The sequence below is a fragment of the Rhodopseudomonas palustris HaA2 genome (assembly GCF_000013365.1).
GTDB lineage: Bacteria > Pseudomonadota > Alphaproteobacteria > Rhizobiales > Xanthobacteraceae > Rhodopseudomonas > Rhodopseudomonas palustris_J.
In genome coordinates this window covers 67,543-92,005 of sequence record NC_007778.1, presented here as the reverse complement: position 1 = coordinate 92,005, position 24,463 = coordinate 67,543, and the positions used below count along the sequence as shown (strand labels likewise).

General features: G+C 66.3%; 22 protein-coding genes. 14 read left to right on the top strand and 8 right to left on the bottom strand.

Features of this window, described 5'->3' with window-relative positions:
* The first annotated feature begins 81 nt into the window (after positions 1 to 81).
* The gene (locus tag RPB_RS00425; RefSeq protein WP_011438987.1) at positions 82 to 1,836 is read left to right on the top strand and encodes a heparinase II/III family protein; all 1,755 of its coding nucleotides are present in this window, start codon (positions 82 to 84) and stop codon (positions 1,834 to 1,836) included.
* Between the two features lie 102 nt (positions 1,837 to 1,938).
* A complete protein-coding gene (gene purH / locus RPB_RS00420) occupies positions 1,939 to 3,531 on the top strand; it encodes a bifunctional phosphoribosylaminoimidazolecarboxamide formyltransferase/IMP cyclohydrolase (protein WP_011438986.1) in 1,593 nt (530 codons plus the stop codon).
* A gap of 317 nt (positions 3,532 to 3,848) precedes the next feature.
* Here the strand turns inward: purH and RPB_RS00415 are convergent, their stop codons facing one another.
* A complete protein-coding gene (locus tag RPB_RS00415; RefSeq protein WP_011438985.1) occupies positions 3,849 to 5,237 on the bottom strand; it encodes an MFS transporter in 1,389 nt (462 codons plus the stop codon).
* Between the two features lie 118 nt (positions 5,238 to 5,355).
* On the opposite strand from RPB_RS00415, the gene ggt reads away from it, so the two are divergent.
* Entirely contained in the window at positions 5,356 to 7,086 is a 1,731-nt protein-coding gene (gene ggt / locus RPB_RS00410) for a gamma-glutamyltransferase (protein WP_085978174.1), read from the top strand.
* A 197-nt stretch (positions 7,087 to 7,283) separates the two neighbouring features.
* On the opposite strand, the gene RPB_RS00405 is transcribed toward ggt, so the two are convergent.
* Positions 7,284 to 8,183 carry an EamA family transporter gene (locus tag RPB_RS00405; protein WP_041797824.1) on the bottom strand — a complete coding sequence of 300 codons (900 nt, stop codon included), beginning with the start codon at positions 8,181 to 8,183 and terminating at the stop codon, positions 7,284 to 7,286.
* A 155-nt stretch (positions 8,184 to 8,338) separates the two neighbouring features.
* Here RPB_RS00405 and RPB_RS00400 point away from each other — a divergent pair, with 155 nt between their 5' ends.
* Positions 8,339 to 9,154 (top strand): MBL fold metallo-hydrolase, encoded by an 816-nt coding sequence (locus tag RPB_RS00400; protein WP_011438982.1) that lies wholly within the window; start codon positions 8,339 to 8,341, stop codon positions 9,152 to 9,154.
* 174 nt (positions 9,155 to 9,328) lie between these two features.
* Here the strand turns inward: RPB_RS00400 and ubiG are convergent, their stop codons facing one another.
* Positions 9,329 to 10,090 (bottom strand): bifunctional 2-polyprenyl-6-hydroxyphenol methylase/3-demethylubiquinol 3-O-methyltransferase UbiG, encoded by a 762-nt coding sequence (gene ubiG, locus RPB_RS00395; RefSeq protein WP_011438981.1) that lies wholly within the window; start codon positions 10,088 to 10,090, stop codon positions 9,329 to 9,331.
* A 15-nt stretch (positions 10,091 to 10,105) separates the two neighbouring features.
* Positions 10,106 to 10,582, bottom strand: coding sequence for a PH domain-containing protein (locus RPB_RS00390; protein WP_011438980.1), 477 nt, complete (start codon positions 10,580 to 10,582; stop codon positions 10,106 to 10,108).
* A gap of 167 nt (positions 10,583 to 10,749) precedes the next feature.
* Between RPB_RS00390 and RPB_RS00385 the strand changes: the two genes are divergently transcribed.
* The 7 genes from RPB_RS00385 (at position 10,750) to RPB_RS00360 (ending at position 19,200) form a co-directional block, all read left to right on the top strand.
* Positions 10,750 to 12,003: an aspartate kinase gene (locus RPB_RS00385; protein ID WP_011438979.1), complete on the top strand. Its 1,254-nt coding sequence runs from the start codon at positions 10,750 to 10,752 to the stop codon at positions 12,001 to 12,003.
* Positions 12,004 to 12,306: 303 nt separating this feature from the next.
* The gene (gene ptsP, locus RPB_RS00380) at positions 12,307 to 14,574 is read left to right on the top strand and encodes a phosphoenolpyruvate--protein phosphotransferase (RefSeq protein WP_011438978.1); all 2,268 of its coding nucleotides are present in this window, start codon (positions 12,307 to 12,309) and stop codon (positions 14,572 to 14,574) included.
* A 73-nt stretch (positions 14,575 to 14,647) separates the two neighbouring features.
* Positions 14,648 to 15,733 (top strand): peptide chain release factor 1, encoded by a 1,086-nt coding sequence (prfA, locus tag RPB_RS00375; protein WP_011438977.1) that lies wholly within the window; start codon positions 14,648 to 14,650, stop codon positions 15,731 to 15,733.
* A gap of 70 nt (positions 15,734 to 15,803) precedes the next feature.
* Positions 15,804 to 16,313: a hypothetical protein gene (locus RPB_RS00370; RefSeq protein WP_011438976.1), complete on the top strand. Its 510-nt coding sequence runs from the start codon at positions 15,804 to 15,806 to the stop codon at positions 16,311 to 16,313.
* Positions 16,285 to 17,064 carry a hypothetical protein gene (locus RPB_RS23910; protein ID WP_011438975.1) on the top strand — a complete coding sequence of 260 codons (780 nt, stop codon included), beginning with the start codon at positions 16,285 to 16,287 and terminating at the stop codon, positions 17,062 to 17,064. The genes RPB_RS00370 and RPB_RS23910 overlap by 29 nt, the downstream gene beginning before the upstream one ends.
* A 5-nt stretch (positions 17,065 to 17,069) precedes the next feature.
* Entirely contained in the window at positions 17,070 to 17,939 is an 870-nt protein-coding gene (gene prmC / locus RPB_RS00365; protein WP_011438974.1) for a peptide chain release factor N(5)-glutamine methyltransferase, read from the top strand.
* A gap of 526 nt (positions 17,940 to 18,465) precedes the next feature.
* Positions 18,466 to 19,200, top strand: a complete 735-nt coding sequence (locus RPB_RS00360; RefSeq protein ID WP_011438973.1) for a DUF4167 domain-containing protein — start codon at positions 18,466 to 18,468, stop codon at positions 19,198 to 19,200.
* Positions 19,201 to 19,279: 79 nt separating this feature from the next.
* On the opposite strand, the gene RPB_RS00355 is transcribed toward RPB_RS00360, so the two are convergent.
* Positions 19,280 to 20,044, bottom strand: a complete 765-nt coding sequence (locus tag RPB_RS00355) for a class I SAM-dependent methyltransferase (RefSeq protein WP_011438972.1) — start codon at positions 20,042 to 20,044, stop codon at positions 19,280 to 19,282.
* A gap of 176 nt (positions 20,045 to 20,220) precedes the next feature.
* Here RPB_RS00355 and gloB point away from each other — a divergent pair, with 176 nt between their 5' ends.
* Positions 20,221 to 20,988 (top strand): hydroxyacylglutathione hydrolase, encoded by a 768-nt coding sequence (gene gloB, locus RPB_RS00350; RefSeq protein ID WP_011438971.1) that lies wholly within the window; start codon positions 20,221 to 20,223, stop codon positions 20,986 to 20,988.
* Positions 20,988 to 21,425 (top strand): cupin domain-containing protein, encoded by a 438-nt coding sequence (locus RPB_RS00345; protein ID WP_011438970.1) that lies wholly within the window; start codon positions 20,988 to 20,990, stop codon positions 21,423 to 21,425. The genes gloB and RPB_RS00345 overlap by 1 nt, the downstream gene beginning before the upstream one ends.
* Before the next feature lie 139 nt (positions 21,426 to 21,564).
* Here RPB_RS00345 and RPB_RS00340 read toward each other — a convergent pair whose 3' ends face one another.
* Together RPB_RS00340 and RPB_RS24435 are read right to left on the bottom strand one after the other, a co-directional pair.
* Entirely contained in the window at positions 21,565 to 22,359 is a 795-nt protein-coding gene (locus RPB_RS00340) for an alpha/beta hydrolase (RefSeq protein WP_011438969.1), read from the bottom strand.
* The gene (locus RPB_RS24435) at positions 22,356 to 22,646 is read right to left on the bottom strand and encodes a hypothetical protein (RefSeq protein ID WP_157038757.1); all 291 of its coding nucleotides are present in this window, start codon (positions 22,644 to 22,646) and stop codon (positions 22,356 to 22,358) included. The genes RPB_RS00340 and RPB_RS24435 overlap by 4 nt, the downstream gene beginning before the upstream one ends.
* 51 nt (positions 22,647 to 22,697) lie before the next feature.
* Between RPB_RS24435 and infC the strand changes: the two genes are divergently transcribed.
* Positions 22,698 to 23,237 carry a translation initiation factor IF-3 gene (gene infC, locus RPB_RS00335; protein ID WP_041797822.1) on the top strand — a complete coding sequence of 180 codons (540 nt, stop codon included), beginning with the start codon at positions 22,698 to 22,700 and terminating at the stop codon, positions 23,235 to 23,237.
* A 302-nt stretch (positions 23,238 to 23,539) separates the two neighbouring features.
* On the opposite strand, the gene RPB_RS00330 is transcribed toward infC, so the two are convergent.
* On the bottom strand, positions 23,540 to 24,376 hold the full coding sequence (locus tag RPB_RS00330; RefSeq protein ID WP_011438966.1) for a M48 family metallopeptidase: 837 nt from the start codon (positions 24,374 to 24,376) through the stop codon (positions 23,540 to 23,542).
* Positions 24,377 to 24,463: the final 87 nt, after the last annotated feature.

Here is a 24,463-nt window from a genome sequence, read left to right as displayed (position 1 = left end):
GTCTTGCTGAATCTGAAATTCGCCGCTCGACGACCTCAGCAGGCCGTCGATGCGTTGCATGAACCCGGGGCATTCGCGCGCGTGTCATCCGCTCACCGCAGACGGATCTCGAGCCTGATCGTGGGCCGCTTCGCGCGGAACATGGTGGCGCGCGCGTCGGGCGGCTCGGCGGCGCTGACGCGGCTGTGGCCGGGCCGCACCGACCGGCTGATCATTGCGCCGCATGATCTGCGCACCGCCGACGCCACCCGCGCCGCCGAAATTTATGCCGGCCGCTTCGTGTTCGCCGGCAAGATCGTCACCTGCCACGGCCGTTCGATCTTCGATCTGGAGCCGCCGTCGGACGATTGGGAAGCCGCTCTGTTCGGCTTCGGCTGGCTGCGCCATCTGCGCGCCGCCGACACCGCGATCACCCGCGCCAACGCCCGCTCGCTGGTCGACGACTGGCTCGGCAACATGGCCCGCAACCGCACCGTCGGACGACGCCCCGACGTGATGGCGCGGCGGGTGATTTCGCTGTTGTCGCAGGCGCCCCTGGTGCTGTCGGACACCGACGGCAAATTCTATCGCCGCTATCTGCGCGGCCTGACCCGGGAGATCCGCGCGTTGCGGCTCGCGCTGCTCGACGTGCCGGACGGCGTGGCGCGGCTGCAGGTGACGATCGCTCTGTGCTATGCGGCGCTCTGCCTCGCCAATCAGGCGCGCAACATCCGCGGCGCGACCAAGCGGCTGTCCGACGAGTTGCAGCGCCAGATCCTGCCGGATGGCGGGCATTTCTCGCGCAATCCCGGCGCGCTGATCGACCTCTTGATCGACCTGTTGCCGCTGCGGCAGACGTTTGCCGCGCGCAATATCGCGCCGCCGCCGGCGCTGTTGAACGCGATCGACCGGATGATGCCGATGCTGCGGTTCTTCCGCCACGGCGACGGCAACATCGCGTTGTTCAACGGCATGAGCGGCACGCCGTCGGATCTGCTGGCGACGCTGCTCGCTTATGACGACAGCCACGGCATCCCGATGCCGAGCATGCCGCATTCGGGCTATCAGCGGATCGATGCCGGCTCGACGCTGGTCATCATCGACGCCGGACTGCCGCCGCCGCCGAATGTCAGCCAGGACGGCCATGCCGGCTGCCTGTCGTTCGAAATGTCCTCCGGGCAATGCCGGATCGTCACCAATTGCGGGATGCCCAGTACGAATCGTGAGAGCTGGCGCGGCTTCGCGCGCTCGACGGCGGCGCATTCCACCGTCACCTGCCACGACACCTCGTCCTGTCAGTTCGTCGAACGCTCGGCGATGAAGCGCCTGCTGCAAGGGGCGCCGATCGTCAGCGGCCCGACCCTGGTCGACAACCGCCGCGAGGCGGTCGCGGGCGGCGTGCTGCTGACGGCCTCGCATGACGGCTATCGCGACAAGTTCGGCGTGATCCATCAGCGCGTCGTCATGGTGAAGCACGACGGCAGCCGCGTCGACGGCGAGGACACGCTGTCGCCGGCGCAGGGCGGCCGCCATCGCGCCGGGCAGGCCGATTATGCCGTGCGCTTCCATCTGCACCCGTCGATCAAGGCGAGCCGGCTCGGCGACGCGCACGGTGTGATGCTGGTGTTGCCCAATCGTGAGGTCTGGACCTTCGAGGCGCTCGACGACAAGGTCGACCTCGAAGACAGCGTCTTCCTCGCCGGCAATGACGGGCCGCGCCGCACCACCCAGATCGTGATCCGGCAGAATTCGATCGAGGCGCCGAGCATCCGCTGGAGTTTCATCCGCTCCAATACCTCGCCGCAGCAGACCTCCGCCCGCCGCGCCGCCCGCCGCGAACCGGAATTGCCGCTGTAGCGGCGAATGCCGCAGGCGGGTCCCAGACCCGCCGTTTTGGCCGGTTTCATCGCACGGAAAACCATGCTAGGCGGGCATTCTCCCGCCCAAAGGACGCATTCCATGACCGATCTTCCGCGCCGCGTGACCCGCGCTCTGTTGTCCGTTTCCGACAAGACCGGGCTGGTCGATTTCGCCCGCGCGCTGGCCGGCCACGGCGTCGAACTGGTCTCGACCGGCGGCACCGCCAAGGCGATCGCGGCGGCCGGGCTGCCGGTCAAGGACGTCTCCGAGATCACCGGCTTTCCCGAGATGATGGACGGCCGGGTCAAGACGCTGCATCCCAAGGTGCATGGCGGCCTGCTGGCGGTCCGCGACAATGACGAGCACAAGCAGGCGATGGCGGCGCACGGCATCGCCCAGATCGACCTCCTCGTGGTCAATCTGTATCCGTTCGAGGCCACCGTCGACAAAGGCGGCTCCTACGAGGACTGCATCGAGAACATCGACATCGGCGGCCCGGCGATGATCCGCGCCGCAGCGAAGAATCACGACGACGTCGCGGTGATCGTCGAATCGTCCGACTATCAGGCGGTGCTCGACGAACTCGCGGCCAATGCCGGCGCCACCTCGCACGGCTTGCGCAAGCGCCTCGCCGCCAAGGCCTATGCCCGCACCGCGGCCTACGACGCCGCGATCTCCAATTGGTTCGCGCAGCAATTGAAGACCGATGCGCCGGATTTCCGCGCGATCGGCGGCCGGCTGATCCAGAGCCTGCGCTACGGCGAGAACCCGCATCAGACCGCGGCGTTCTACGCCACCCCGGAGAAGCGTCCGGGCGTCGCCACCGCGCGGCAGGTGCAGGGCAAGGAACTGTCCTACAACAACATCAACGATACCGACGCGGCCTATGAATGCGTCGGCGAGTTCGACGCCAAGCGCACTGCAGCCTGCGTCATCGTCAAGCACGCCAATCCCTGCGGCGTCGCCGAAGGATCGAGCCTGCTCGATGCCTATCGCAAGGCGCTGGCGTGCGATTCGACCTCGGCGTTCGGCGGCATCGTCGCGCTCAACCGCACGCTCGACGCCGAAGCCGCACGCGCGATCGTCGAGATCTTCACCGAAATGATCATCGCGCCCGAGGCGAGCGAGGAAGCGATCGCGATCGTGGCGGCGAAGAAAAACTTGCGGCTGCTGCTGGCCGGCAGCCTGCCCAACCCGCGCGCCGCCGGCCTGACCTACAAGAGCGTGTCCGGAGGGCTGCTGGTGCAGTCGCGCGACAATGCGGTGGTCGACGACATGGCGCTCAAGGTCGTCACCAAGCGGCAGCCGAGCGAGGCCGAACTGCGCGACCTGAAATTCGCCTTCCGGGTCGCCAAGCACGTCAAGTCCAACACCATCATCTACGCCAAGGATCTGGCCACCGTCGGCATCGGCGCCGGCCAGATGAGCCGGGTCGATTCCGCCCGCATTGCCGCGCGAAAAGCGCAGGATGCCGCCGCCGAGCTGAAACTCGCGGCGCCGATGACCAAGGGCTCGGTGGTGGCATCGGACGCGTTCTTCCCGTTCGCCGACGGCATGCTCGCCTGCATCGAAGCCGGCGCCACCGCGGTGATCCAGCCCGGCGGCTCGGTGCGCGACGACGAAGTCATCAAGGCCGCGGACGACGCCGGCATCGCCATGGTGTTCACCGGGACCAGGCATTTCCGGCATTGAACTAACCTCTCCCCGCGCGCGGGGAGAGGTCGACCGGCGAAGCGCAGCGTAGCCGGTCGGGTGAGGGGGCGTCTCCGCGCAGCCGAGACTCAGTGCCCGCGTCGCCCCTCACCCCAGCCCTCTCCCCGCAAGAGCGGGGCGAGGGAGCAGGCTGTGGCTGTTGTTAGTTCATCAACTCGATCCACCGTCGTCGCCCGCGCAGGCGGGCGACCCAGTATTCCAGGGCGCCGCAGTCCTTCTGCAAAGCTGCGGCGTACTGGGTCGCCCGGTCGAGCCGGGCGATGACGTCGTTATCTGGTGGGATGCTTCGCCTCTAACTAATTCCGCACCCGCGTCAGCAGCGCCAGGCCGCCGACGAAGAACAGCACCAGCACCGCCATGCCGGCCTTCTGGCTCGCGGTGATGGCGGTGACGGTGGCGATCAGCAGCGGGCCGACGAACGACGTGACCTTGCCGGTCAGCGCGAACAGGCCGAAATATTGCGCGATGCGGTCGCGCGGGGCGATGCGGATCAGCAGCGTCCGCGACGCCGCCTGCAGCGGCCCGCCGGCGATGCCGATCAGGCAGCCGAGCAGCAGATAAGCGCGCTCGGCGGGGGCGGCGAACAGAGCGCCGCCCGGCTGCGGCGGCGTCACCTCGACGAACAGGATATGCGACGGATCGATCAGCAGGATGCCGCTGATCGCGATCAGCAGCAGCACGATCGATCCGGCGATCACGCGCTTCGATCCGAGCGCGTCGTCAAGCCGGCCGCCGATGAACGCCCCGAAGGTCGCGGCGATCGCCAGAATCACGCCGAAGCTGCCGATCTGGATGGTGCCCCAGCCGAACGTGCCGGTGGCGTAGATGCCGCCGAAGGCGAACAGCGAGACGAGCCCGTCGGTGTAGATCATGTTGGCGAGCAGGAAGGAGGCGAGCGAGCGCCGCTGCGGCAGGTCGCGCAGCGTCTCGCGCAATTCGCGCAGGCCCTCGCCGACCGCCGCCTTCACCGACAGCTTGGCCGGAAAATCCGGCGTCAGCAGAAACATCGGCAGCACGAACACCATAAACCACAGCCCGGTGAGCGGGCCGGTGATGCGGTCGCCCTCGTGGCTCGCCGCGTCGAGCCCGAACAGCGGCGTGACGCCGATCAGCGTCTTGCCGGTCTGCGGGTTGGCGGCGAGGAAGCCGAGCACGAGAATCAGCGAGAGAATGCCGCCGACATAGCCGGTGGCCCAGCCGGTGCCGGACAGCCGGCCGATTTTCTCCGGCGGCACCAGGTTCGGCATCATCGCGTTGTTGAACACGGTGGCGAATTCGACCCCGATGGTCGCGATCGCGTAGGCGATCAGCAGCGGCAGGATCACGCCGGCATCGCCCGGCCGGCCGAACCACATCAGTGACGAGCCGATCACCAGCATCGCGCCGAACACCGCGATCCACGGCTTGCGCCGGCCGCTCGCATCGGCGACCGCGCCGAGGATCGGCGAGGCCAAAGCAATCAACAGCCCGCTCGCCGCCGTCGCGAAGCCCCACAGCGATTGCCCGGTGGCGGGATCGGGCGCGACGTAAGTGGCGAAATAGGGCGCAAAGATGAAGGTGGTGATCAGCGTGAAATAGGGCTGCGCCGCCCAGTCGAACAGGATCCAGCCGCCGACCGCGGCGCGCGACGGATAGGTTCTCGGCACACTCTCTCGCGAGTGGTCCGCCGCGGTCGATGACGTCATCTTGTGTTCCTCGTTCCCGACCGGCGTTTGGCGCGCCGCGCCGAAACCACTATAGGATTCCGGCATGCAGGACAGCACAACACTTGCACCGTCGGAAACCCCGCCCCGTACGATGACGATGCTTCATCGCAAAGCCGTGACAGCGCTGGTTGCAATGGTCGCGCTGGTCGTGGTCCCGGCCACCGCCCCGGCACAGGACATGCGCGGCGGCGCCGCGCGGGCGCCGGGTGCGGCCTCCGCCGTCGTCGCCCGACACGGCATGGTGGTGGCGCAGGAGCGGCTCTCGGCGGAAGTGGGGGCGCGCTTTCTCGCGCGCGGCGGCAACGCGATCGATGCCGCGGTCGCGACCGGCTTCGCGATGGCGGTGACCTATCCGCGCGCCGGCAATCTCGGCGGCGGCGGCTTCATGCTGATCCACGCCGCCGCCAGGAACGAGGACGTCGCGATCGACTATCGCGAGACCGCGCCGCAGGCCGCCACCCGCGAGATGTTCCTCACCGACGGCAAGCCCGATCCGGACAAGTCCCGCCGATCCGCGCTCGGCATCGGCGTCCCCGGCACGGTCGCGGGTCTGGCGCTGGCGCTCGACAAATACGGCTCCGGCAAGTTCTCGCTCGCCGAGGTGATTGCGCCCGCCATCGCGCTCGCGCGCGACGGCATCAGCGTCGCCGACGACACCGCCGACACGCTGCCGGACTGGCATCCCTGGCTGTCGCGCTGGCCGTCGACGCGCAAGATCTTCGCCCGGCCCGACGGCTCGCCGCTGCGCGAGGGCGACCGGCTGGTGCAGCCCGACCTCGCCGCGACGCTGCAGGCGATCGCAGATCACGGCCCCGACGGCTTCTATCGCGGCGGCGTCGCGGACAAACTGGCGCGCGGCATTCGGGACGCCGGCGGGATCATCACGACGGATGATCTGGCGAACTATCAGGCCATCGTCCGCGCGCCCGTCCGCGGCAACTATCGCGGCTACGACATCGTGGCGATGCCGCAGCCGTCGTCGGGCGGCGTGGTGCTGATCGAGACGCTGAACATCCTCGAAGGTTTTCCGATGCCGTCGCTAGAGCAGGGCAGCGCGCCGTCGCTGCATCTGCTGATCGAGGCGATGAAGCGCGCCTATGCGGATCGCGCCCGCTATCTCGGCGATCCGGCCTATGTCGACGCGCCACTGTCGACGCTGCTGTCGAAGGACTATGCGGCGACACTGCGTGCGGGCATCGACGCCGACCGCGCCACGCCTGCCGTCGTCGCGCCGCCGCAGCCGAAGGAGGGCGAGAACACCACGCACTATTCCGTCGCCGACGATCAGGGCAACGCCGTCAGCAACACCTATACGCTGAATTTCTCCTATGGGGTGGGCCTCGTCGCCGACGGCACCGGCGTGCTGCTCAACAACGAGCTCGACGATTTCACCGCGGCGCCCGGCGCGGCGAACGCCTATGGGCTGGTCGGCTTCGGCGCCAATCTGCCGGCGCCCGGCAAGCGGCCGCTGTCGTCGATGTCGCCGACCATCGTGCTGAAGGACGGCAAACCGGTGCTGGTCACCGGCTCGCCGGGCGGCAGCCGGATCATCTCGGCGACCCTGCAGGTGATCGTCAATGTGCTCGACTATCGCATGAACATCGCCGCCGCTGTCGGCGCGCCGCGGCTGCATCATCAATGGCTGCCGGACGAGCTCCGCGTCGAGCAAGGCTTTCCGGACGCGACGCTGGATGCGTTGCGCGCGATGGGCCACCGCATCGCCACGCCGCTCGGCCAGACCTCGGCGAACAGCATCGTCATCGACGCCGACGGCTTCCACGGCGCCCCCGATCCCCGCACCCGCGGCGCCACGGCGGCCGGCAACTAGAGCAGTTCCGCCGTCATCCTGAGGTGCCCGCCGGGCCGCGCTGTGCGCGGCGCGGCGGGCCTCGAAGGATGGGCCGCTGGCACCTCGGGCCGCATCCTTCGAGGCGCGCTACGCGCGCACCTCAGGATGACGATTCTGCGCGCGAGAAGGCCGCATTGCTTCAATCAGTCTAGTTTCGCCGGCGCGGTGCGCTCGGGTCACACCGCGACCAGCAACGCGACCCCGAGCACGATCAGCGCGATGCCGCCGAGTTCGCGCGCCGACATCGGCTGCTTGAACGAGTAGGTGGCGACGGCCTGCGCGAACAGCACTTCGACCAGGGCCAGCGTGCGGACATTGGCGGCGGCGGTGAGCGCGAAGGCGAGGAACCAGAACTGCGAGGCCGCGGCGCCGACGAAGCCCGCAAGCATCGACGGCTTCCACAGATGCAGGATATCGCGCAGCACCTGCGGCGCGCGCGCCAGCAGATAGATCGTCAGCACCAGCGTCTGCACGCCGAGGGCGAAGACGAGGGTGAACGTCGCCGCGGTGACGAAGCCGACGCCCGGCACCACGATGATGGCGCCGCGAAAGCCGACCGCCGACAGCGCGAAGCCGGCGGCAGCGGCGAGCCCGAGCGCCGTCGGTCGCAGGCTGGCGAGGTTGCGCGCGCTGCCGGGCCGCAACGCGGTGATCACCACGCCGAAAGTGGCGATCAGGATCGCGCCGACCTTCAGCACGGTGAGATGATCGCCGAGGAAGACGAAGCCGAAGATCGCGGTCTGGATCGCCTCGGTCTTCAGATAGGCGGTGGTGACGACGAAGGAGCGCTCGTTCATCGCCGCCAGCATCAGGCCGGTGGCGGCGATCTGCGACAGCGCGCCGAGCAGCAGCCACGGCCAGAAATCGAGGCCCGGCCACGGCAGCGCGTCGCCGGTCGCCGCGATCACCACGCCGAGGAACAGGATCGAGAACGGAAATCCGAACAGGAAGCGGATGTTGGTCGCGCCCCAGGTGCCGAGCGGCCCGGTCAGCGAGCGCTGCATCGCATTGCGCGCGACCTGGCCGACGGCGGCGACGAGCGCGAACGGAATCCAGAGCGAGGCGGCTGTGAGCATGAACGGATCTGGGCTGGAATGGCGGGGCACCGTGGCCGGCCGGCTTGCTGCGGTCAACCGGAACCGGCTCATGCCAGCGTTGCGCGCTGGCGCCGCGCTGGCGCCCGGACGATTTGGCGCTACACTCTTGTCGGAGCCCGACCGGGAGTGACGCCATGCTGCGCTGCCTTGCCGCCTTCGTCGCGTTGTTCGCCGTGCTGTCGTCGCCGGCGCTGGCCGAGGACGGCTTCCGCGGCAGCGAGTGTCTGGCGATGGCGCAAGCGCCGCCGCGCGCGGTGCCGGTCAGCCTGCGGCGGACGGCTGCGGCCGAGCAGGTGCTGATCACCTATCGCGGGCACTCGACCTACACGATCGAAACCCCCGGCGGCGTGATGATCGCCACCGACTACAACGGCGCCTACGCTACCGGCCGCGTACCGGACGTCGTCACCATGAACCGCGCGCATTCGACGCACTACACGCTGGCGCCCGACCCGAAGATCGCGCATGTGCTGCACGGCTGGGGCGACGACGGCCAGCCGGCGCATGTCCGGTTGCGCGTCGGCGACGTGATGATCCGCAACGTCACCACCGACATCCGCCGCTATATGTTCGACGACGGCAATGCCGGCATGATCAAGGACGGCAATTCGATCTTCATCTTCGAGGTCGCGGGCCTGTGCATCGGCCATCTCGGTCATCTGCACACCACGCTCGACGACAGCCATTTCGCCGCGATCGGCCGGATCGACATTCTGATGGTGCCGATCGACGGCAGCTACACGATGTCGCTCGATGGCATTTCGGCGATCACCAAGCGGCTGCGCGCCGCGGTGGTGCTGCCGATGCACCGCTTCATGACGCCGCTCGACGAGTTCATGCGGCGCATCGGCCAATCGTTCGCGATCGATCAGCGCGGCGACAGCGCCCTGCGGATATCGCGGGAGACACTGCCGGGCGCGCCGACGGTGATCATTCTGCGGGGGGTATAGAAGGCAAGCGTCGTCATTGCGAGGAGCGAAGCGACGAAGCAATCCAGAACCCAGTTCGCGGGCGCCTCTGGATTGCTTCGCTTCGCTCGCAATGACGGATCAAATCAGTTGTGCCTTTGTCCCGGCCTTCGGCGGCGCCCGGCCTTCGGCGGGCCACACGACGGCGTCGATGGGCTACGGCGCCGTCTCCGCTACCACCATGTAGTTCACGTCCATGTCGGCGGACAGCTTCCAGCGGTCGGCGAGCGGATTGAACACCAGGCCGGACTGTTCGGTCACAATCATCCCGAAGCCGTGCAGATGCTGCTCGAGTTCGGCGGGCGTGACGAATTTGTCCCATTGATGGGTGCCGCGCGGCAGCCAGCGCATCACATATTCGGCGCCGACGATTGCCAGCGCGAAGCTCTTCCAGTTCCGATTGAGCGTCGCCACCACCATGATGCCGTTGGGCTTCATCAGCGCCGCGCAGCGCCCGAGGAAGGCGCCGACATCGGTGACGTGCTCGATCACTTCCATCGCCAGCACGATGTCGAAGCGCTCGCGCGGGTCGATCTCCTCGACCGTGGTGCAGCGATAGTCGATCGGCAGATGCGATTTGTCGGCATGGATCTTCGCCGCGGCGATGTTGGTCGCCGACGGATCGATCCCGATCACCTGGGCGCCGAGCCTTGTGAACGGCTCGCACAACAGGCCGGCGCCGCAGCCGATATCGAGCATCCGCAGCCCCGACAGGCAGCTCAGGCTCTTGGCGTTGCGCTCGAATTTGCGGCAGGCGGCGTCGCGGATGAAGCTGATCCGCAGCGGGTTGATCCGGTGCAGCGGCGCCATCTTGCCGGTCGGATCCCACCATTGCGCCGACAGCTTGGAGAATTTCGCGATTTCGGCCGGATCGACCGAAGGCGACACGGGACCGGGAGATTCGGATTGCAGTGCCATGGATGCGCCGTGCTCCTATCGCGCGGTTATTGAACTTCGGAACGCCAGCGGGGCGGCGACGGTCCGGATGGTTTCCCGCCCCTCGCCGACGCCCAGAACGGTGACGTCGCCATAGTCGAGAACGCGGCCGAGGATGCTCTGATCGAGGTCAACGCTCTCGATCTTGTCCAGGCTCATCTCGAAGGTACGGCGCTGAATGAATCCGGTTTTATGGACCAGCCGCAGCGACGTGACGTCCGTCTCGGTGGTCCAGCGATGGAACCAGGCCTTCAGCGTCAAATACAGCGCGAACACCCCGATCACTGCAGCCAGTCCCAGCATACCGATCTCGATGCGCGGGTCCATGGCGACGACGGCGGGAATGCGGGTCAGGCCGGCGACCGCGGCAACGATGATCCACAGCCCGAGCGCCGGCAGATAGAAGATCCAGTGCGGCTTGGCCGAATAGAGCACCTTCTCCCCGGGCTGCAGGATCTGGTCGATGTACCCCATGCCGTCTCAGACGCCTTTCCTGACCGCCTGTCCGGCGCGAATCATCCTGGTCGCGGTCTCGATTGCTTGCCCGGAACAGCGCCGCTGTGTATACGCGCCTCGCGGCGCCTATCTCGCGAAGCCCGCGCCATCAATACTCGTTGTCTGCAGGGATTGCACTATTCGTCATGGGCCGGCTGGTGATGAAATTCGGCGGCACGTCCGTCGCCAATATCGAGCGCATCCAGAACGTCGCGCGCCACGTCAAGCGCGAGGTCGATGCCGGCCATGAGGTTGCCGTGGTGGTGTCGGCGATGGCCGGCAAGACCAACGAGCTGGTGGCCTGGTGCACCGAAGCCTCGCCGATGCACGACGCCCGCGAATACGACGCCGTGGTGGCGTCCGGCGAGCAGGTGACGTCGGGGCTTCTCGCGATCGCCTTGCAGGCGCTCGGCATCCAGGCGCGATCCTGGCAGGGCTGGCAGTTGCCGATCCGCACCAGCGACGCCCATGCCTCGGCTCGGATCGTCGAGATCGACGGCAGCGAGATCGTCAAGCGCTTCGGCGACCGCAAGGAAGTCGCGGTGATCGCCGGCTTCCAGGGCATCAATCCCGAGACCGGCCGCATCACCACGCTCGGCCGCGGCGGCTCCGACACCTCGGCGGTGGCGATCGCGGCGGCGCTGAAGGCCGACCGCTGCGACATCTATACCGACGTCGACGGCGTCTACACCACCGACCCCCGCGTGGTGCCGAAGGCGAAACGGCTCGACAAGGTGGCGTTCGAGGAGATGTTGGAACTGGCGTCGCAGGGCGCCAAGGTGCTGCAGGTCCGCTCGGTCGAGCTCGGCATGGTGCACAACATGCCGATCTTCGTGCGCTCTTCCTTCGACAAACCCGAAGATATCGATCCGCACGGCACGCCGCCGGGCACGCTGATCTGCAGCGAGGAGAAAATCATGGAGAACCACGTCGTCACCGGCATCGCCTTTTCCAAGGACGAAGCCCAGATCTCGGTGCGCCGGATCGAGGACAAGCCGGGCGTGGCGGCGTCGATCTTCGGGCCGCTGGCCGACGCCAACATCAACGTCGACATGATCGTGCAGAACGTCTCGGAAGACGGCAAGACCACGGATCTCACCTTCACGGTTCCGGCGTCGGATTTCGCCCGCGCCAAGCAGACGATTACTTCGGCGCAGGACAAGATCGGTTACGCCCGGTTCGACAGCGAGACCGACGTCGCCAAGGTGTCGGTGATCGGCTCCGGGATGCGCAGCCATGCCGGCGTCGCCGCCCAGGCATTCGCCGCTTTGGCCGCGCGCAACATCAATATTCGCGCGATCACGACCTCGGAGATCAAGTTCTCGGTGCTGATCGACGCCGCCTACACCGAGCTCGCGGTGCGGACATTGCATACTTTGTACGGATTGGATCAAGTTTAGAATAAATTCGGTGCGATTTCAGGCCGGGCGCGGCGCTTTTTGCCGTCGTCCGTGGCAGGCGTTTTGCTTGGCAAATCAAGCGTCAATTCGCTATACGGCCTGAAGGGCGCGCGGCGCAGGCGGGTCGGCTGAGAGGCCGGTTTTCTGTTGCGTCGCGAAGGCCGGATCGGGCCATGACCTGGCCTGCTCGCGGGCCTGCGTCGGAGGCCGGGCGGATTGTCGTCCGGCGCGATCGCGTCGAGAGGTTTGTCGCCGGCACCGCAGGCCGGCGGCTATGACGATTTTCAGAGGAGATGTCTTCACATGCGGAGCACGTCGGGCGGCCCCCGCGTCTTGCTGAGACGGCTCCGTGAAACCATGGCGGAGCAAGTCTCCGCGCAGGAACGCCTGGACAAGATCGTGGTGCTGATCGCCGCCAATATGGTGGCGGAGGTGTGCTCGACCTACGTCCTGCGGGTCGACAATACGCTCGAACTCTACGCCACCGAAGGCCTCAACCGCGAGGCGGTGCACCAGACCGTGCTGACCGCGCATGAAGGCCTGGTCGGCCTCGTCGCCTCCGAGGCGACGCCGCTGAATCTCTCCGACGCGCAGAGCCATCCGGCGTTCTCGTTCCGCCCGGAGACCGGCGAAGAAATCTATCACTCCTTCCTCGGCGTGCCGATTCTGCGCGCCGGCAACACGCTCGGCGTGCTGGTGTTGCAGAACCGCGCCAAGCGCACCTATGTCGAGGAAGAGGTCGAGGCGCTGCAGACCACCGCGATGGTGCTCGCCGAAATGATCGCCTCGGGCGAATTGTCGGCGCTGGCGCAGCCCGGCGCCGAGCCCGCGGCACGGCACTCGATCCACAAGACCGGCGCGATCCTGTCCGACGGCATCGCGCTCGGCCATGTCGTGCTGCACGAGCCGCGCGTCGTCATCACCAACTACATCGCCGAGGATCTGCCGAAGGAAATCAGGCGGCTCGACACCGCTTTGGCCAATCTGCGCGCCGATCTCGACCGTCTGCTGGAGCGCGGCGACGTCGCCGACGGCGGCGAGCATCGCGACGTGCTCGAAGCCTACCGGATGTTCGCCAACGACCACGGCTGGTCGCACAAGCTGCACGAGGCGGTGGCCACCGGCCTCACCGCGGAAGCCGCCGTCGAGCGCGTGCAGTCCGACACACGGGCCCGGATGCTGCGCTCGACCGATCCGTATTTGCGCGACCGGCTGCACGATCTCGAGGACCTCGGCCACCGGCTGATGCGCCAGCTGGTCGGCCAGAATCACGCACCGTCCCGCGAGCAATTGCCCGACAACGCCATCCTGATCGCGCGCTCGATGGGCCCGGCGGCGCTGCTCGACTACGACCGCAAGAGGCTGCGCGGCCTGGTGCTCGAAGAGGGCACCGCGAATTCGCACGTCTCGATCGTGGCGCGCGCGCTCGGCATTGCGGCGATCGGCGAAGTGCCGAACGCGCCGGGCATCGCCGATCCGGGCGACGCGATCATCGTCGATGCCACCTCCGGCTCGATCTATGTCCGCCCCTCCGCGGAGGTCGAGGCCGCCTATGCCGAGCGGGTGCGCTTTCGCGCGCGGCGCCAGGCGCAGTATTCCGCGCTGCGCGATCTCGCCTGCGTCACCACCGACGGCCAGCCGATCGACCTGATGATCAATGCCGGTCTGGCGATCGACCTGCCGCATATCGACGACACCGGCTCGTCCGGCGTCGGCCTGTTCCGCACCGAGCTGCAGTTCATGATCGGCCAGAGCCTGCCGCGCTCCAGCGATCAGCTCGCGCTGTACCGCGCCGTGCTCGATGCCGCGGGATCCAAGCCGGTGACCTTCCGCACGCTCGATATCGGCGGCGACAAGGCGCTGCCCTATATGGAAACCGTGGTCGAGGAGAATCCTGCGCTCGGCTGGCGGGCGATCCGGCTCGGGCTGGACCGGCCGGGCCTGCTGCGCAGCCAGATCCGGGCGCTGTTGCGCGCCGGCGGCGGGCGCAATCTGCGCATCATGTTTCCGATGATCTCGGAAGTCGCCGAATTCGACGCCGCCAAGGCGATCGTCGAGCGCGAACTGACCTATCTGCGCCAGCACGGCCACACGCTGCCGGAGCGGGTCGACGTCGGCACCATGGTCGAAGTGCCGGCGCTGCTGTATCAGCTCGACGAACTGTTCAAGAAGGTCGACTTCATTTCGGTCGGCTCCAACGATCTGTTCCAGTTTTTGTATGCGGTCGACCGCGGCAACGCCAAGGTGTCGGACCGCTTCGACACACTGTCGGCCCCCATCCTGCGGGCGCTGCGCGACATCGTGCGCAAGGCCAAGGCCGCCAAGCGCTCGGTGTCGCTGTGCGGCGAGATGGCGTCGCAGCCGCTGGGGGCGCTGGCGCTGATCGCGATCGGCTATCGGGCGCTGTCGGTGTCGGCGGTGTCGCACGGCCCGGTCAAGGCGATGATCCTCGAACTCGACGCTGCCAAGGCCGAGGCGGCGATCTCGCCGTTGCTCGATGCGCCCGCCGGCAGCGTCTCGATCCGGCACAAGCTCGCGGAATTCGCCGAGGCTCACGGGCTGTCCTTGTAGCGACGCTGTTGTCCGCGCCGCCGCGTCGCCACCATCCTTGCCATTCTCGCATTTCGTTGTCCGAGACCGATCGATGTCCAACCTGCCCGAAGCCAAGCTCGACGTTCTGCTCGCGCATCATGCCTCGCTCGAAGCGCAATTGCTCGGCGAGGTCGCGGCCAATGATTACGTCCGCATCACTCGCGAATTGTCCGAGTTGAATCCGCTGGTCGAGGCGGTGAAGGCCTATCGCGAAGTCCGCGACGAACTCGGCGACATCGACGATCTGCTCGAAGATCCCGCGACCGATCCGGAGATGCGGGCGATGGCGGAGGCCGAGCGCGACGCGCTCGATGCCCATCGCGAGGACCTGATCCAGCAGATCCGGGTCGCGCTGCTGCCGAAGGACGCGATGGACGAGCGCAACGTGATGCTCGAAATCCGCGCCGGCACCGGCGGCGACGAGGCCTCGCTGTTCGCCGGCGACCTGTTCCGGATGTACGAGAAATTCGCGGCCTTGCAGGGCTGGAGCGTCGAGGTGATCTCGGCCAGCGAGGGCACCGTCGGCGGCTTCAAGGAGATCATCGCCGAGGTGAAGGGGCGTGGCGCCTTCGCCAAGCTGAAATTCGAATCCGGCGTGCATCGGGTGCAGCGCGTGCCCGACACCGAGACGCAGGGGCGCATCCACACCTCGGCGGCGACCGTGGCGGTGCTGCCCGAGGTCGAGGAGGTCGACGTCGACATCAAGCCGGATGATCTCAAGATCGACACGATGCGGGCACAGGGCGCCGGCGGCCAGCACGTCAACAAGACCGAATCGGCGATCCGCATCACTCATCTGCCGACCGGCATCGTGGTGATGATGCAGGACAGCCGCTCGCAGCACAAAAACCGCGCCTCGGCGATGAACATCCTGCGTTCGCGAATCTACGACGCCGAGCAGCAGCGGATCGATTCGGCGCGCTCGGCCGAGCGCAAGCAGAAGGTCGGCTCCGGCGACCGCTCGGAGCGGATCCGCACCTACAACTTCCCGCAGGGCCGCGTCACCGATCACCGCATCAATCTGACGCTGTACAAGCTGCCGCAGGTGATCGCCGGCGAAGCGCTCGGCGAGCTGATCGACGCGCTGACCACCGAACACCAGGTGGCCCAGCTCGCGGCGCAGGGCCATGCGGCCTGAGCCGCACAAAAGCGAATTTACAATCGAACTAATGTTGTGCCTCATTATCCTTTTCTAGGGCGACTCAACCATGGCAACCGAAATTTCTGATTTTATTTGCGTCCGATACCATGTGAAGAAATTTGGAATTGCGGCTCCAGAGGGATTTGCAGTCCTGCCTTCCAATTTCACAATCGCGCAAAGTAGGTCGGATTTTCTCATCCCTTCTGAAGGAGCGACCGTAAGAGCTCTCTTCCGAAATGAAGGCTTGCCGCTTTCGGAGGAGTTTTTTGAGGGAGCCCGCTACATTCAAAACAACAGCTATGAGTGGCTGGCCCCGACCATATTTGTTTCCGCCGGCCTTCTCTCAGAGAATCCCTCCGCGGTATCCTTGGCGCTCGGCGTTTTGACCAACTTCATTTCCGATTTGTTCAAAGGAATTTCAGGAAAAAAGAGCGTCAAACTAAGCATTGTTATCGAAGATTCTGCCGATTACGCGTGCAAGAAGATTGACTACGAAGGGGATTTGGAGGGACTGGAAGCTCTCGCCCCCCTTATCAAGAAGGTGGCAGATGGTCGACAACGCAACGGGCCGAATTGACGAACTTAATCAGATCGTCCGAGAAAACGAAATATTCTGCATCCTCACTAGGGATAGCTCCCTACAGGAAGAGGCTTGCTCTGCACTCTCGGGTGCTTTGGAGAAATGCAGCTCCTTAAAGGCAGATTCGATCGACTCTCAGAACGAAGTTCTGGCGAACCTCGCCCTCGGTTTTGAATGTGTTTTGCGCATGCTTATCTCCGAGTTGAAGATGTGGATTCTGCTCAAACAGGAAGAGCCCGATAAGGCTTGGGACTATTTGATCGAAGCGCAGATGGCTGCATCAGATGCAGCCCGAGCGCATAAAGGGTTCACTCATGTAAGAGAGAGAGGCAAGCAACTTGAAGATTTGGAGAGAACGATTTTCCCGCCTCAAGTTTTCTTTAGTGCGGGCCTGATTGTAAGGAAGCAGATCTGTACTGTTTGCGGAAGCGAGTACGGTACATGCGGGCACATAGTTGGGAGGCCTTATTGGGGCGAATTTTGCTGTATTCGAGTTGAGGATTTTGAAGCTAACCACTTTTCTATGGTGGAGGACCCCGCCGACAAGCGTTGTCGCGTCATTACCTTTGAAGATGGACTCGGCGAACGAAATCGCATGACTTGGAAGGTCGTGCCACCCTCTGAAAAGAGCTTTGAAAAATCCAGCCAGCTTAACTATCAGGTGAATGGCTCGAATAATTTATCTGCGCCACTTAGAAGTTCGGCAAGGCTCATGCATATTGATACCTTGGCACGGCGTCGAAGTTGAGACTGGTGGATCAACAGAATTCTGTCGCCGAAGCCCGCCGCGCGCTAGGCCGGCGCCTGAAGGACGCCGGCATCGAATCGGCCGAGCTCGACGCCCGGCTGCTGATCGGCGAGGCGACCGGACTCGATCTCACCGGACTGATCGTGCAGGCCGAGCGGGTGCTCACGCTGGACGAGGCGGAGCGGCTCGACGCCTTCGCGGTGCGCCGGTTGGCCGGTGAGCCGGTGGCGCGGATCCTCGGCGTCCGCGAATTCTGGGGGCTGGCGCTGCGGCTGTCCGACGACACGCTGGTGCCGCGGCCCGACACCGAGACCGTGGTCGAGGCCGCGCTCGACCATCTGCGCGCCGAGGCGCGCGCCCGCCCGCTGATTCTCGATCTCGGCACCGGCTCCGGCGCGATCCTGCTGGCGCTGCTGTCGGAGTGCCCGGACGCGTTCGGCGTCGCGACCGACATCAGTCTCGGCGCCTTGCGCGCCGCGCGGGCGAATGCCGCCGCGCTCGGCCTTGCCGATCGCGCCGGCTTCGTCGCCTGCGACTACGCTGCTGCGCTCGGCGGTTCGTTCGACCTGATCGTCTCCAACCCGCCATACATCCCGGCAAGCGCGATCGCCGCGCTCGATGTCGAGGTCCGGGAGCACGATCCGCGCCGCGCGCTCGACGGCGGTGAGGACGGCCTCGATGCCTATCGCCGGATCATCCCCGAAGCGGCGCGGCTGCTCGGGCGCGGCGGGGCGTTGGTGGTGGAGATCGGCCAAGGCCAGGGCGACGACGTCGCCGCGCTGATGCGGGCCTCTGGGCTCGCCGTCCCGGAGCCGCCACGCCGCGATCTGGGTGGCGTTTTTCGGGCGGTGACGGGGCGCAATTTGACGGGTTAATGTCGGAATAGATTGCAAAAAACGCTTGGAATATCGACCGAGAGCGACTACGTTCCGGCCAGGATATCGGTCCAGTCGGCTGGTCCCGCGGGTCTGCGGTCCAAGACCAGAAAAGAACAGAGTTCTTGTCGAGAGCCCGGATCGAGAAGGGTTCCCAAACGGCGGGTTCGATTGAGCGCGAAGGCTGAGACAGCCGCGCTGCTCGCGACCGCGGAGCGAACGAAAGCCTGATTTACGCTTGAAGAACTCACGCAAGCGAAGCTGAGCCTGCTTTGGCCGGCTCATCGAATGGTCCGGCCGGCGCGGCACGGCGCACTCCGGAATTGGGGAACGCGTCTTTGTTGAACGCGACATGCGGCACTAGCGATATCAGGCGAGTCAGCACTTCGGGTGATCGAATTGCGTTCGGCGCCGGCCGTGCGGGCGGCGGTGCATGCCTGGCACGCGCAATACACTCCATTTGGAACACGCGACTGCCGGAATATTGCGGCCGTCGGGATGTCACGGGTTCGTAAGAAGGTAAGACATGAGAAACGGGCAGAACAACAAGCGGCTGCGTAACCGGAACAGCGGTAGCAACACCAACAATAACAACAACAATCGGCGTGGCCAGAACCCGATGACCAGGGTGTTCGAGTCGAACGGGCCCGATATCAAGATCCGCGGCACCGCCTCTCACGTCGCAGAGAAATACGTCCAGCTCGCGCGCGATGCGCGCTCCTCCGGCGATCCGGTCGCTGCGGAAAATTATTATCAGCACGCCGAGCATTACTTCCGCCTGATCGCCGCGGCGCAGGAGCAGTTCCGGCAGAACCAGCCGCAGCAGGCGCCCCGCATCGACAACGACATGTCGGAGAACGACGACGACGGCGAGAGCGATTATTCGAATTTCGGCGCCGAGCCCGGCCTCGTCCCGGTGCAGCAGCAGCCGCAATCCTTCCAGCCGCGCGAACCCCGCGAACAGCCGCAGTTTCAGCCGCGTGAGCCGCGCGAACAGCCGCAGCCGCGCGAGCATCGGCCGCAGCCGCAGTTCACGCCGCGGGTCGAGCAGCCGCAGCCGAGCGTCGATGCCGGGGTCGATCGTCTGCCCTCGTTCATCACCGGTCCGCAGCCGCAGATCAGCCCCGCAGCCTTCGAGGGCGCGACCGGCGGCGGCGGCGAGCGCTTCCCGCCGCGTCGCCGGCGTCGGCCGCACGCGCCACGCGGTGATGCCGCGGCCGCGCCTGTGCCGGCCGAGGACGCTTCGCCCGGCAACGAGTAAGCCCGGCCGATATCGATTCGAGACAGCAAGGGTCGCGCTTCGGCGCGGCCCTTTTGCGTTCGGCGCGGCCCTTGTGCGTTCAGCGCGGCAGCAGCGGAGCGTCGGTATCGTCCGCCTGCATCGGTGACGGCACCAGCGACGGCTCCAGCGAGGGAATCAGCCGGGTGCGTTCGCGCTTGGCCTGGATCGGCCGCACCACCTGCTTGGTCGCTTCGACCACATGCACGCCGGCCAGCGGCAGCGAGATGGCGGCGCCGATTCGTTCCCACGCCGGCGCCCAGCGCAGCAGCCAGGCCTGTTCGAGCGGCGGCACGAACAGGGCCTCGCTCCAGCCGATCGGCGTGAACCAGGTCCGCCGCAGCAGATCGGAGATCTGCGAGCGTGAATACGGCCGGCCGTGGCCGAACGGCGTGTTGTCGATCCGCGCCCAGACGCCGCGGCGGTTCGGCACCACCGCCAGCAACCGGCCCGAGGGCGCCAGCACCCGCCACACCTCGCGCAACAGCGCGTCGGGATCGTCGGACATTTCCAGCGAATGCACCAGCAGGATGCGGTCGACCGCGGCGTCGGGCAGCGGCAGCGCGCGCTCCTCCACCAGCGTCGACAGCGTGGCGCGGGCGGTCGGCCATTTCAGCACACCCTGGGCCGCCGGCATGAAAGCGATGCAGCGTTCGCAATTGTGACGAAACAGCCCGAGATACGGCGTCGGATAGCCGAGCCCGAGGACGCGCTGGCCCCGCGCATCCGGCCAGCGCGTCTGGATACCGCGATTGATCAGCCGCCGCGCGACCACGCCGAGCCGGTTGGAGTAGAACTCGCGCAGATTGACCACGTCCATCGTCATGCACGGCTTTTATCACGGCAGCCGACGGTCCGGCAAAGCGGCGTGCTGCGGAGTTGACACGCGCATTCTCCCGCATTTCGCCGAACTCGCCGGCCGTGGTAGACTTTGCATTGCGTCGCTCCGGCGGTCGCCACCAGCGTCGGGCGCATCCGCACCGTCAATTCCCGGGAGATCTCATGGCTGCCGACATCCGCATCGTTCCGTGCCTCACCGACAATTTCGGCTATCTGATCCACGACCCGTCGAGCGGCGCCACGGCCTCGATCGACGCGCCCGAGGCCGCGCCGCTGATCGCGGCGCTCGAGAAGGAAGGCTGGAAGCTCACGGATATCCTGGTGACACATCATCACGGCGATCACGTCGGCGGCATCGCCGAACTGAAGGCGAAGTATCACTGCCGCGTCGTTGCGCCGCACGACGCCAACGCCAAGATCGCCGACGCCGATCTGCGGGTCGAGGAGGGCGATGTCGTCAAGGTCGGCGGGCTCGAAGCGCGGGTGCTGGAAACCCCCGGCCATACGCTCGACCACATCTCCTACGTGTTCGCCGACGACCGCGCGCTGTTCGCCGCCGATACGCTGTTCTCGATCGGTTGCGGCCGGGTGTTCGAGGGCACCTATCCGATGATGTGGGAATCGCTGCTGAAGCTGCGGGCGCTGCCCGACGACTACAAGCTTTATTGCGGCCACGAATACACCGCCTCGAACGTCAAATTCGCGCTGACGATCGAGCCCGAGAACGCCGCCCTGCAGGCGCGCGCCAAACAGGTCGAGCAGCAGCGCGGCGCCGGCCGGCCGACCATCCCGGTGACGCTCGGCGAGGAGAAACAGGCCAATGTGTTCCTGCGCGCCGACGTGCCGTCGGTCGCAGCGGCCATTGGTTTCGCCGGCGAGAGCGCGGCGGACGTGTTCGGTGAACTCCGCGAGCGCAAGAACAACTCGTGATGCGGGCGACGCTGTCCGCCGCGGAGGTGATCGCGCAACTCGGCCTCGCGCCGCATCCCGAAGGCGGGCACTATCGCGAGACGTTTCGCGATTCCCGCTGCGACTCCACCGGCCGCAGCGCCTCGACCGCGATCTACTTCCTGTTGGCGCGCGGCGAACGTTCACACTGGCATCGCATCGACGCGGTCGAGATCTGGCACTACTACGCTGGCGCGACGCTGACGCTGGAAATCGCCGACGACAACGGCCACCGCGCGGTCGCGCTCGGACCGGACGTCGCAGCGGGCGAAACCCCACAGGCGATCGTGCCGCCGCAGGCCTGGCAGGCCGCGGTCTCGACCGGCGACTGGACGCTGGTCGGCTGCACGGTGGCGCCCGGTTTCCAGTTCGAGCATTTCGAACTGGCCCCGTCGGGCTGGTCGCCGCGGCCGGGGTGAAGCCACGTCATTGCCCGGATTGAGACCCGGCAGAACGCTTATCGATTCGCAGGGCGCGTGACCTCAACGCTCTGGCATGCCGGGTGCCTGCTTTCGCGAGACACCTGCAGACCTCTCGCGGGCTGATTCTGCGGTTGCCTCACCCGATCTCCTCCACCGCTGCCAGCATGCGCGCGATGTCCTGCGGGCGGCTGAGGCGATGGTCGCCGTCCTGGATCAGGGTCAGCACGACGTCTTCGCAAGGCAGCCGTTCGGTCAAGGCGAAGGCATGGGTCCAGGGCACGTCGGGGTCCCGCTTGCCCTGCAGGATGCGGACCGGGCAGCCGGTGCTGATGGCGCCGCCGAGCAGCAGGTGGTTACGGCCGTCCTCGATCAGCGTGCGCGTGATCGGATACGGCTCGCCATAATCCGAGGGCCGCATCCAGACCCCTTCGGTTTCGATCTGTTCGCGGATCTGAGGCGAAAACCCGTTCCACATCAGCGCTTCGGTGAAATCCGGCGCCGGCGCGATCAGCACCAGGCCGGCCAAGGTCGCCGGTCCTGGGCCGCGGCGGAGCAGTTCGCGCGCCAACAGCAGCGCCATCCAGCCGCCCATCGACGAGCCGATCACCACCTGCGGGCCTTTGCAGACATGGTCGAACACCGCGAGGCTGTCTTCGAGCCAGCGGCTGATGGTGCCTTCGGCGAACGCGCCGGAGGAGGCGCCGTGGCCGGAATAATCGAACCGGACGCAGGCGCGGCCGCGCGCGGCGGCCCATGCGTCGAGCGCCACCGCCTTGGTGCCGGTCATGTCCGAGTTGAAGCCGCCGAGCCAGAACAGACCGGGGCCGCGGCCGGCCCGCGCCCGGACCGCGATCCGGCGCTGTGCCGGGCCGTCGCCGACGGTGATGAAGTCCGGATCGGTCGCGGCTTGGGTGGCGGCGTTGTTTGTCATGGATCAAGGGCCTCGTTGCGGAGTTGGTTTGCTATACGCAGCGTCGCGCCGTCAACGTCGGGCCAGCGCCCGGCGTGGCGGAAATGCCGCGAATCGGCCGGTTTTGCTCCGCTTAGGCGGAAGTCGGCTTGCCGGGTCGGGGTTCTTCCGTCACACTGCGCGGCGATCAGGAAGGGCATGGCCTCGGCATTTTCAACCGGGGCAATCTCGGTTTTGCGTCCGGTCGCGCTCTGACCTATATGGAGCGCGTGATCCGATCGGCACAGCCGTCGATGTTTCTTTGACATGCGTTGATCTGATCGTCCGCCACCAACGTTCACAATATTGGAGAAGCCACCATTCGCCGTCCCAACAGAGCCCCGCCCCCCGTTGCCAAGGATGGGCCGCGCACCAACGATGAAATTCGCAATCACGAGATCCAGCTGATCGACCAGGCCGGTGTGAACCAGGGCAAGGTCGAGACCATCGTCGCGATCAAGATGGCGATGGAAGCCGGCATGGATCTGGTCGAGATTTCGCCGAACGTCAGTCCGCCGGTCTGCAAGATCATGGACTACGGCAAGTTCAAATACTCGGCGCAGAAGAAGGCCGCCGAGGCGCGCAAAAAGCAGAAGATCGTCGAGATCAAGGAGATCAAGCTCCGCCCGATGATCGACGATCACGACTACGACGTGAAGATGAAGGCGATGCAGCGCTTCTTCGAGGAAGGCGACAAGGTGAAGATCACTTTGCGCTATCGCGGACGCGAAATGGCCCACCAGGAAATCGGCACCAAGTTGCTTGAAAAGGTGAAGGCCGACGTCGCCGAAATCGCCAAGGTGGAGCAGGACGCCCGCTTCGAAGGCCGTCAGGTGGTCATGGTGCTGGCGCCGCGCTGAGGCGCGACAAGCCGATTTGCATTTGAGTTCGCGTGTGGCCCGTCAGTCGATCTGGCGGGCCTTTTTCTTGATGCGAGGGTGATGACGCGCTTTGGCGTTGTGCTGATGATCGTCGCCTGAATTGCTGAATCAGTGCCCGCGTCGCCCTCACCCCAACCCTCTCCCGCAAGCGGGAGAGGGGGCCTTCAGCGGTCGGGGTGAGGTCGTGTCTCTCATAGCGCACGGCGTGCTCCCTCTCCCGCTTGCGGGGGAGGGCTGGGGTGGGGGAAGCCGCGGGCACGATGCCGGCAGCAGGCCGTCGCTCAGTCGCTGATACCGTAGCGGTGCAGATCGTTGCCGTGGGTGTCGAGCCAGGTCTTGGCGCGCTCCATGTGCGGGCAGACCTTGCCGACCACACGCCAGAACCGCGCCGAATGGTTCATCTCGACCAGATGCGCGACCTCGTGCGCGGCGAGATAATCCAGCACGTAGGGCGGCGCCAGGATCAGCCGCCACGAGAACGACAGCGATCCCGCCGAGGTGCAGGAGCCCCAGCGGCTCGACTGGTCGCGGATCGACAGCCGCGTCACCTTGACGCCGAGCTCGGGTGCATAACGGTCGCAGGCCTTCTGCAGGTCGGCGCGCGCCTCGCGCTTGAGGAAGTCGTGGACGCGGCGATCGATGTGCTCGGCCTCGCCGGCGACGCAGATGATCCGCTCGCCGCTCTCGCGCGTCTCGGTCCACACCGTGCCGCGGCCGGCGCGATGCACGATGCGATGGTCGTGGCCGCGCAGCGGCACCAGCGTGCCGGGCTGGAACGGCGCCGCCTTCGGCAGACGGCCGAGACGCGCGGCGATCCAGGCGCCGTGACGCTGTGCGAAATCCTTGGCGTCGGCGAGCGTGCCGCGCGGCGGCATCGTCAGGATCGCTTCGCGATCACTCGGATGAATCCGCAGCGTGTAGCGCGTCGCACGGCGATGACGCCGGATGCGAACGGCAAAAAACTGCGAGCCGTGACGAACGGGGATGGTCGACGGCTCGGTGGGCCGCCGATAGAGAAGTGCGCGGAAGGCCATTTCTGCAGATCCGGACAACAGGAGATTGCCTGGAGTCTGCCATATCCGCCGCCATTGGAAGCGCCCGGCGCGAAAACAAATCATTTGCCCAATATACAGAGTGATCGCAGAGCGATCCCCCTACAAGATGGGCCCCGGAACCGGAAAATTTCGCGAACTTCGATTCAAATA

What these genes read in the sequence shown, in the direction of transcription:
- purH (WP_011438986.1), top strand. Translation starts at nt 1,939, where the DNA reads ATGACCGATCTTCCGCGCCGCGTGACCCGCGCTCTGTTGTCCGTTTCC.
- RPB_RS00415 (WP_011438985.1), bottom strand. Translation starts at nt 5,237, where the DNA reads ATGACGTCATCGACCGCGGCGGACCACTCGCGAGAGAGTGTGCCGAGA.
- ggt (WP_085978174.1), top strand. Translation starts at nt 5,356, where the DNA reads ATGCTTCATCGCAAAGCCGTGACAGCGCTGGTTGCAATGGTCGCGCTG.
- RPB_RS00405 (WP_041797824.1), bottom strand. Translation starts at nt 8,183, where the DNA reads ATGCTCACAGCCGCCTCGCTCTGGATTCCGTTCGCGCTCGTCGCCGCC.
- RPB_RS00400 (WP_011438982.1), top strand. Translation starts at nt 8,339, where the DNA reads ATGCTGCGCTGCCTTGCCGCCTTCGTCGCGTTGTTCGCCGTGCTGTCG.
- ubiG (WP_011438981.1), bottom strand. Translation starts at nt 10,090, where the DNA reads ATGGCACTGCAATCCGAATCTCCCGGTCCCGTGTCGCCTTCGGTCGAT.
- RPB_RS00390 (WP_011438980.1), bottom strand. Translation starts at nt 10,582, where the DNA reads ATGGGGTACATCGACCAGATCCTGCAGCCCGGGGAGAAGGTGCTCTAT.
- RPB_RS00385 (WP_011438979.1), top strand. Translation starts at nt 10,750, where the DNA reads ATGGGCCGGCTGGTGATGAAATTCGGCGGCACGTCCGTCGCCAATATC.
- ptsP (WP_011438978.1), top strand. Translation starts at nt 12,307, where the DNA reads ATGCGGAGCACGTCGGGCGGCCCCCGCGTCTTGCTGAGACGGCTCCGT.
- prfA (WP_011438977.1), top strand. Translation starts at nt 14,648, where the DNA reads ATGTCCAACCTGCCCGAAGCCAAGCTCGACGTTCTGCTCGCGCATCAT.
- RPB_RS00370 (WP_011438976.1), top strand. Translation starts at nt 15,804, where the DNA reads ATGGCAACCGAAATTTCTGATTTTATTTGCGTCCGATACCATGTGAAG.
- RPB_RS23910 (WP_011438975.1), top strand. Translation starts at nt 16,285, where the DNA reads ATGGTCGACAACGCAACGGGCCGAATTGACGAACTTAATCAGATCGTC.
- RPB_RS00360 (WP_011438973.1), top strand. Translation starts at nt 18,466, where the DNA reads ATGAGAAACGGGCAGAACAACAAGCGGCTGCGTAACCGGAACAGCGGT.
- RPB_RS00355 (WP_011438972.1), bottom strand. Translation starts at nt 20,044, where the DNA reads ATGACGATGGACGTGGTCAATCTGCGCGAGTTCTACTCCAACCGGCTC.
- gloB (WP_011438971.1), top strand. Translation starts at nt 20,221, where the DNA reads ATGGCTGCCGACATCCGCATCGTTCCGTGCCTCACCGACAATTTCGGC.
- RPB_RS00345 (WP_011438970.1), top strand. Translation starts at nt 20,988, where the DNA reads ATGCGGGCGACGCTGTCCGCCGCGGAGGTGATCGCGCAACTCGGCCTC.
- RPB_RS00340 (WP_011438969.1), bottom strand. Translation starts at nt 22,359, where the DNA reads ATGACAAACAACGCCGCCACCCAAGCCGCGACCGATCCGGACTTCATC.
- RPB_RS24435 (WP_157038757.1), bottom strand. Translation starts at nt 22,646, where the DNA reads ATGTCAAAGAAACATCGACGGCTGTGCCGATCGGATCACGCGCTCCAT.
- RPB_RS00330 (WP_011438966.1), bottom strand. Translation starts at nt 24,376, where the DNA reads ATGATTTGTTTTCGCGCCGGGCGCTTCCAATGGCGGCGGATATGGCAG.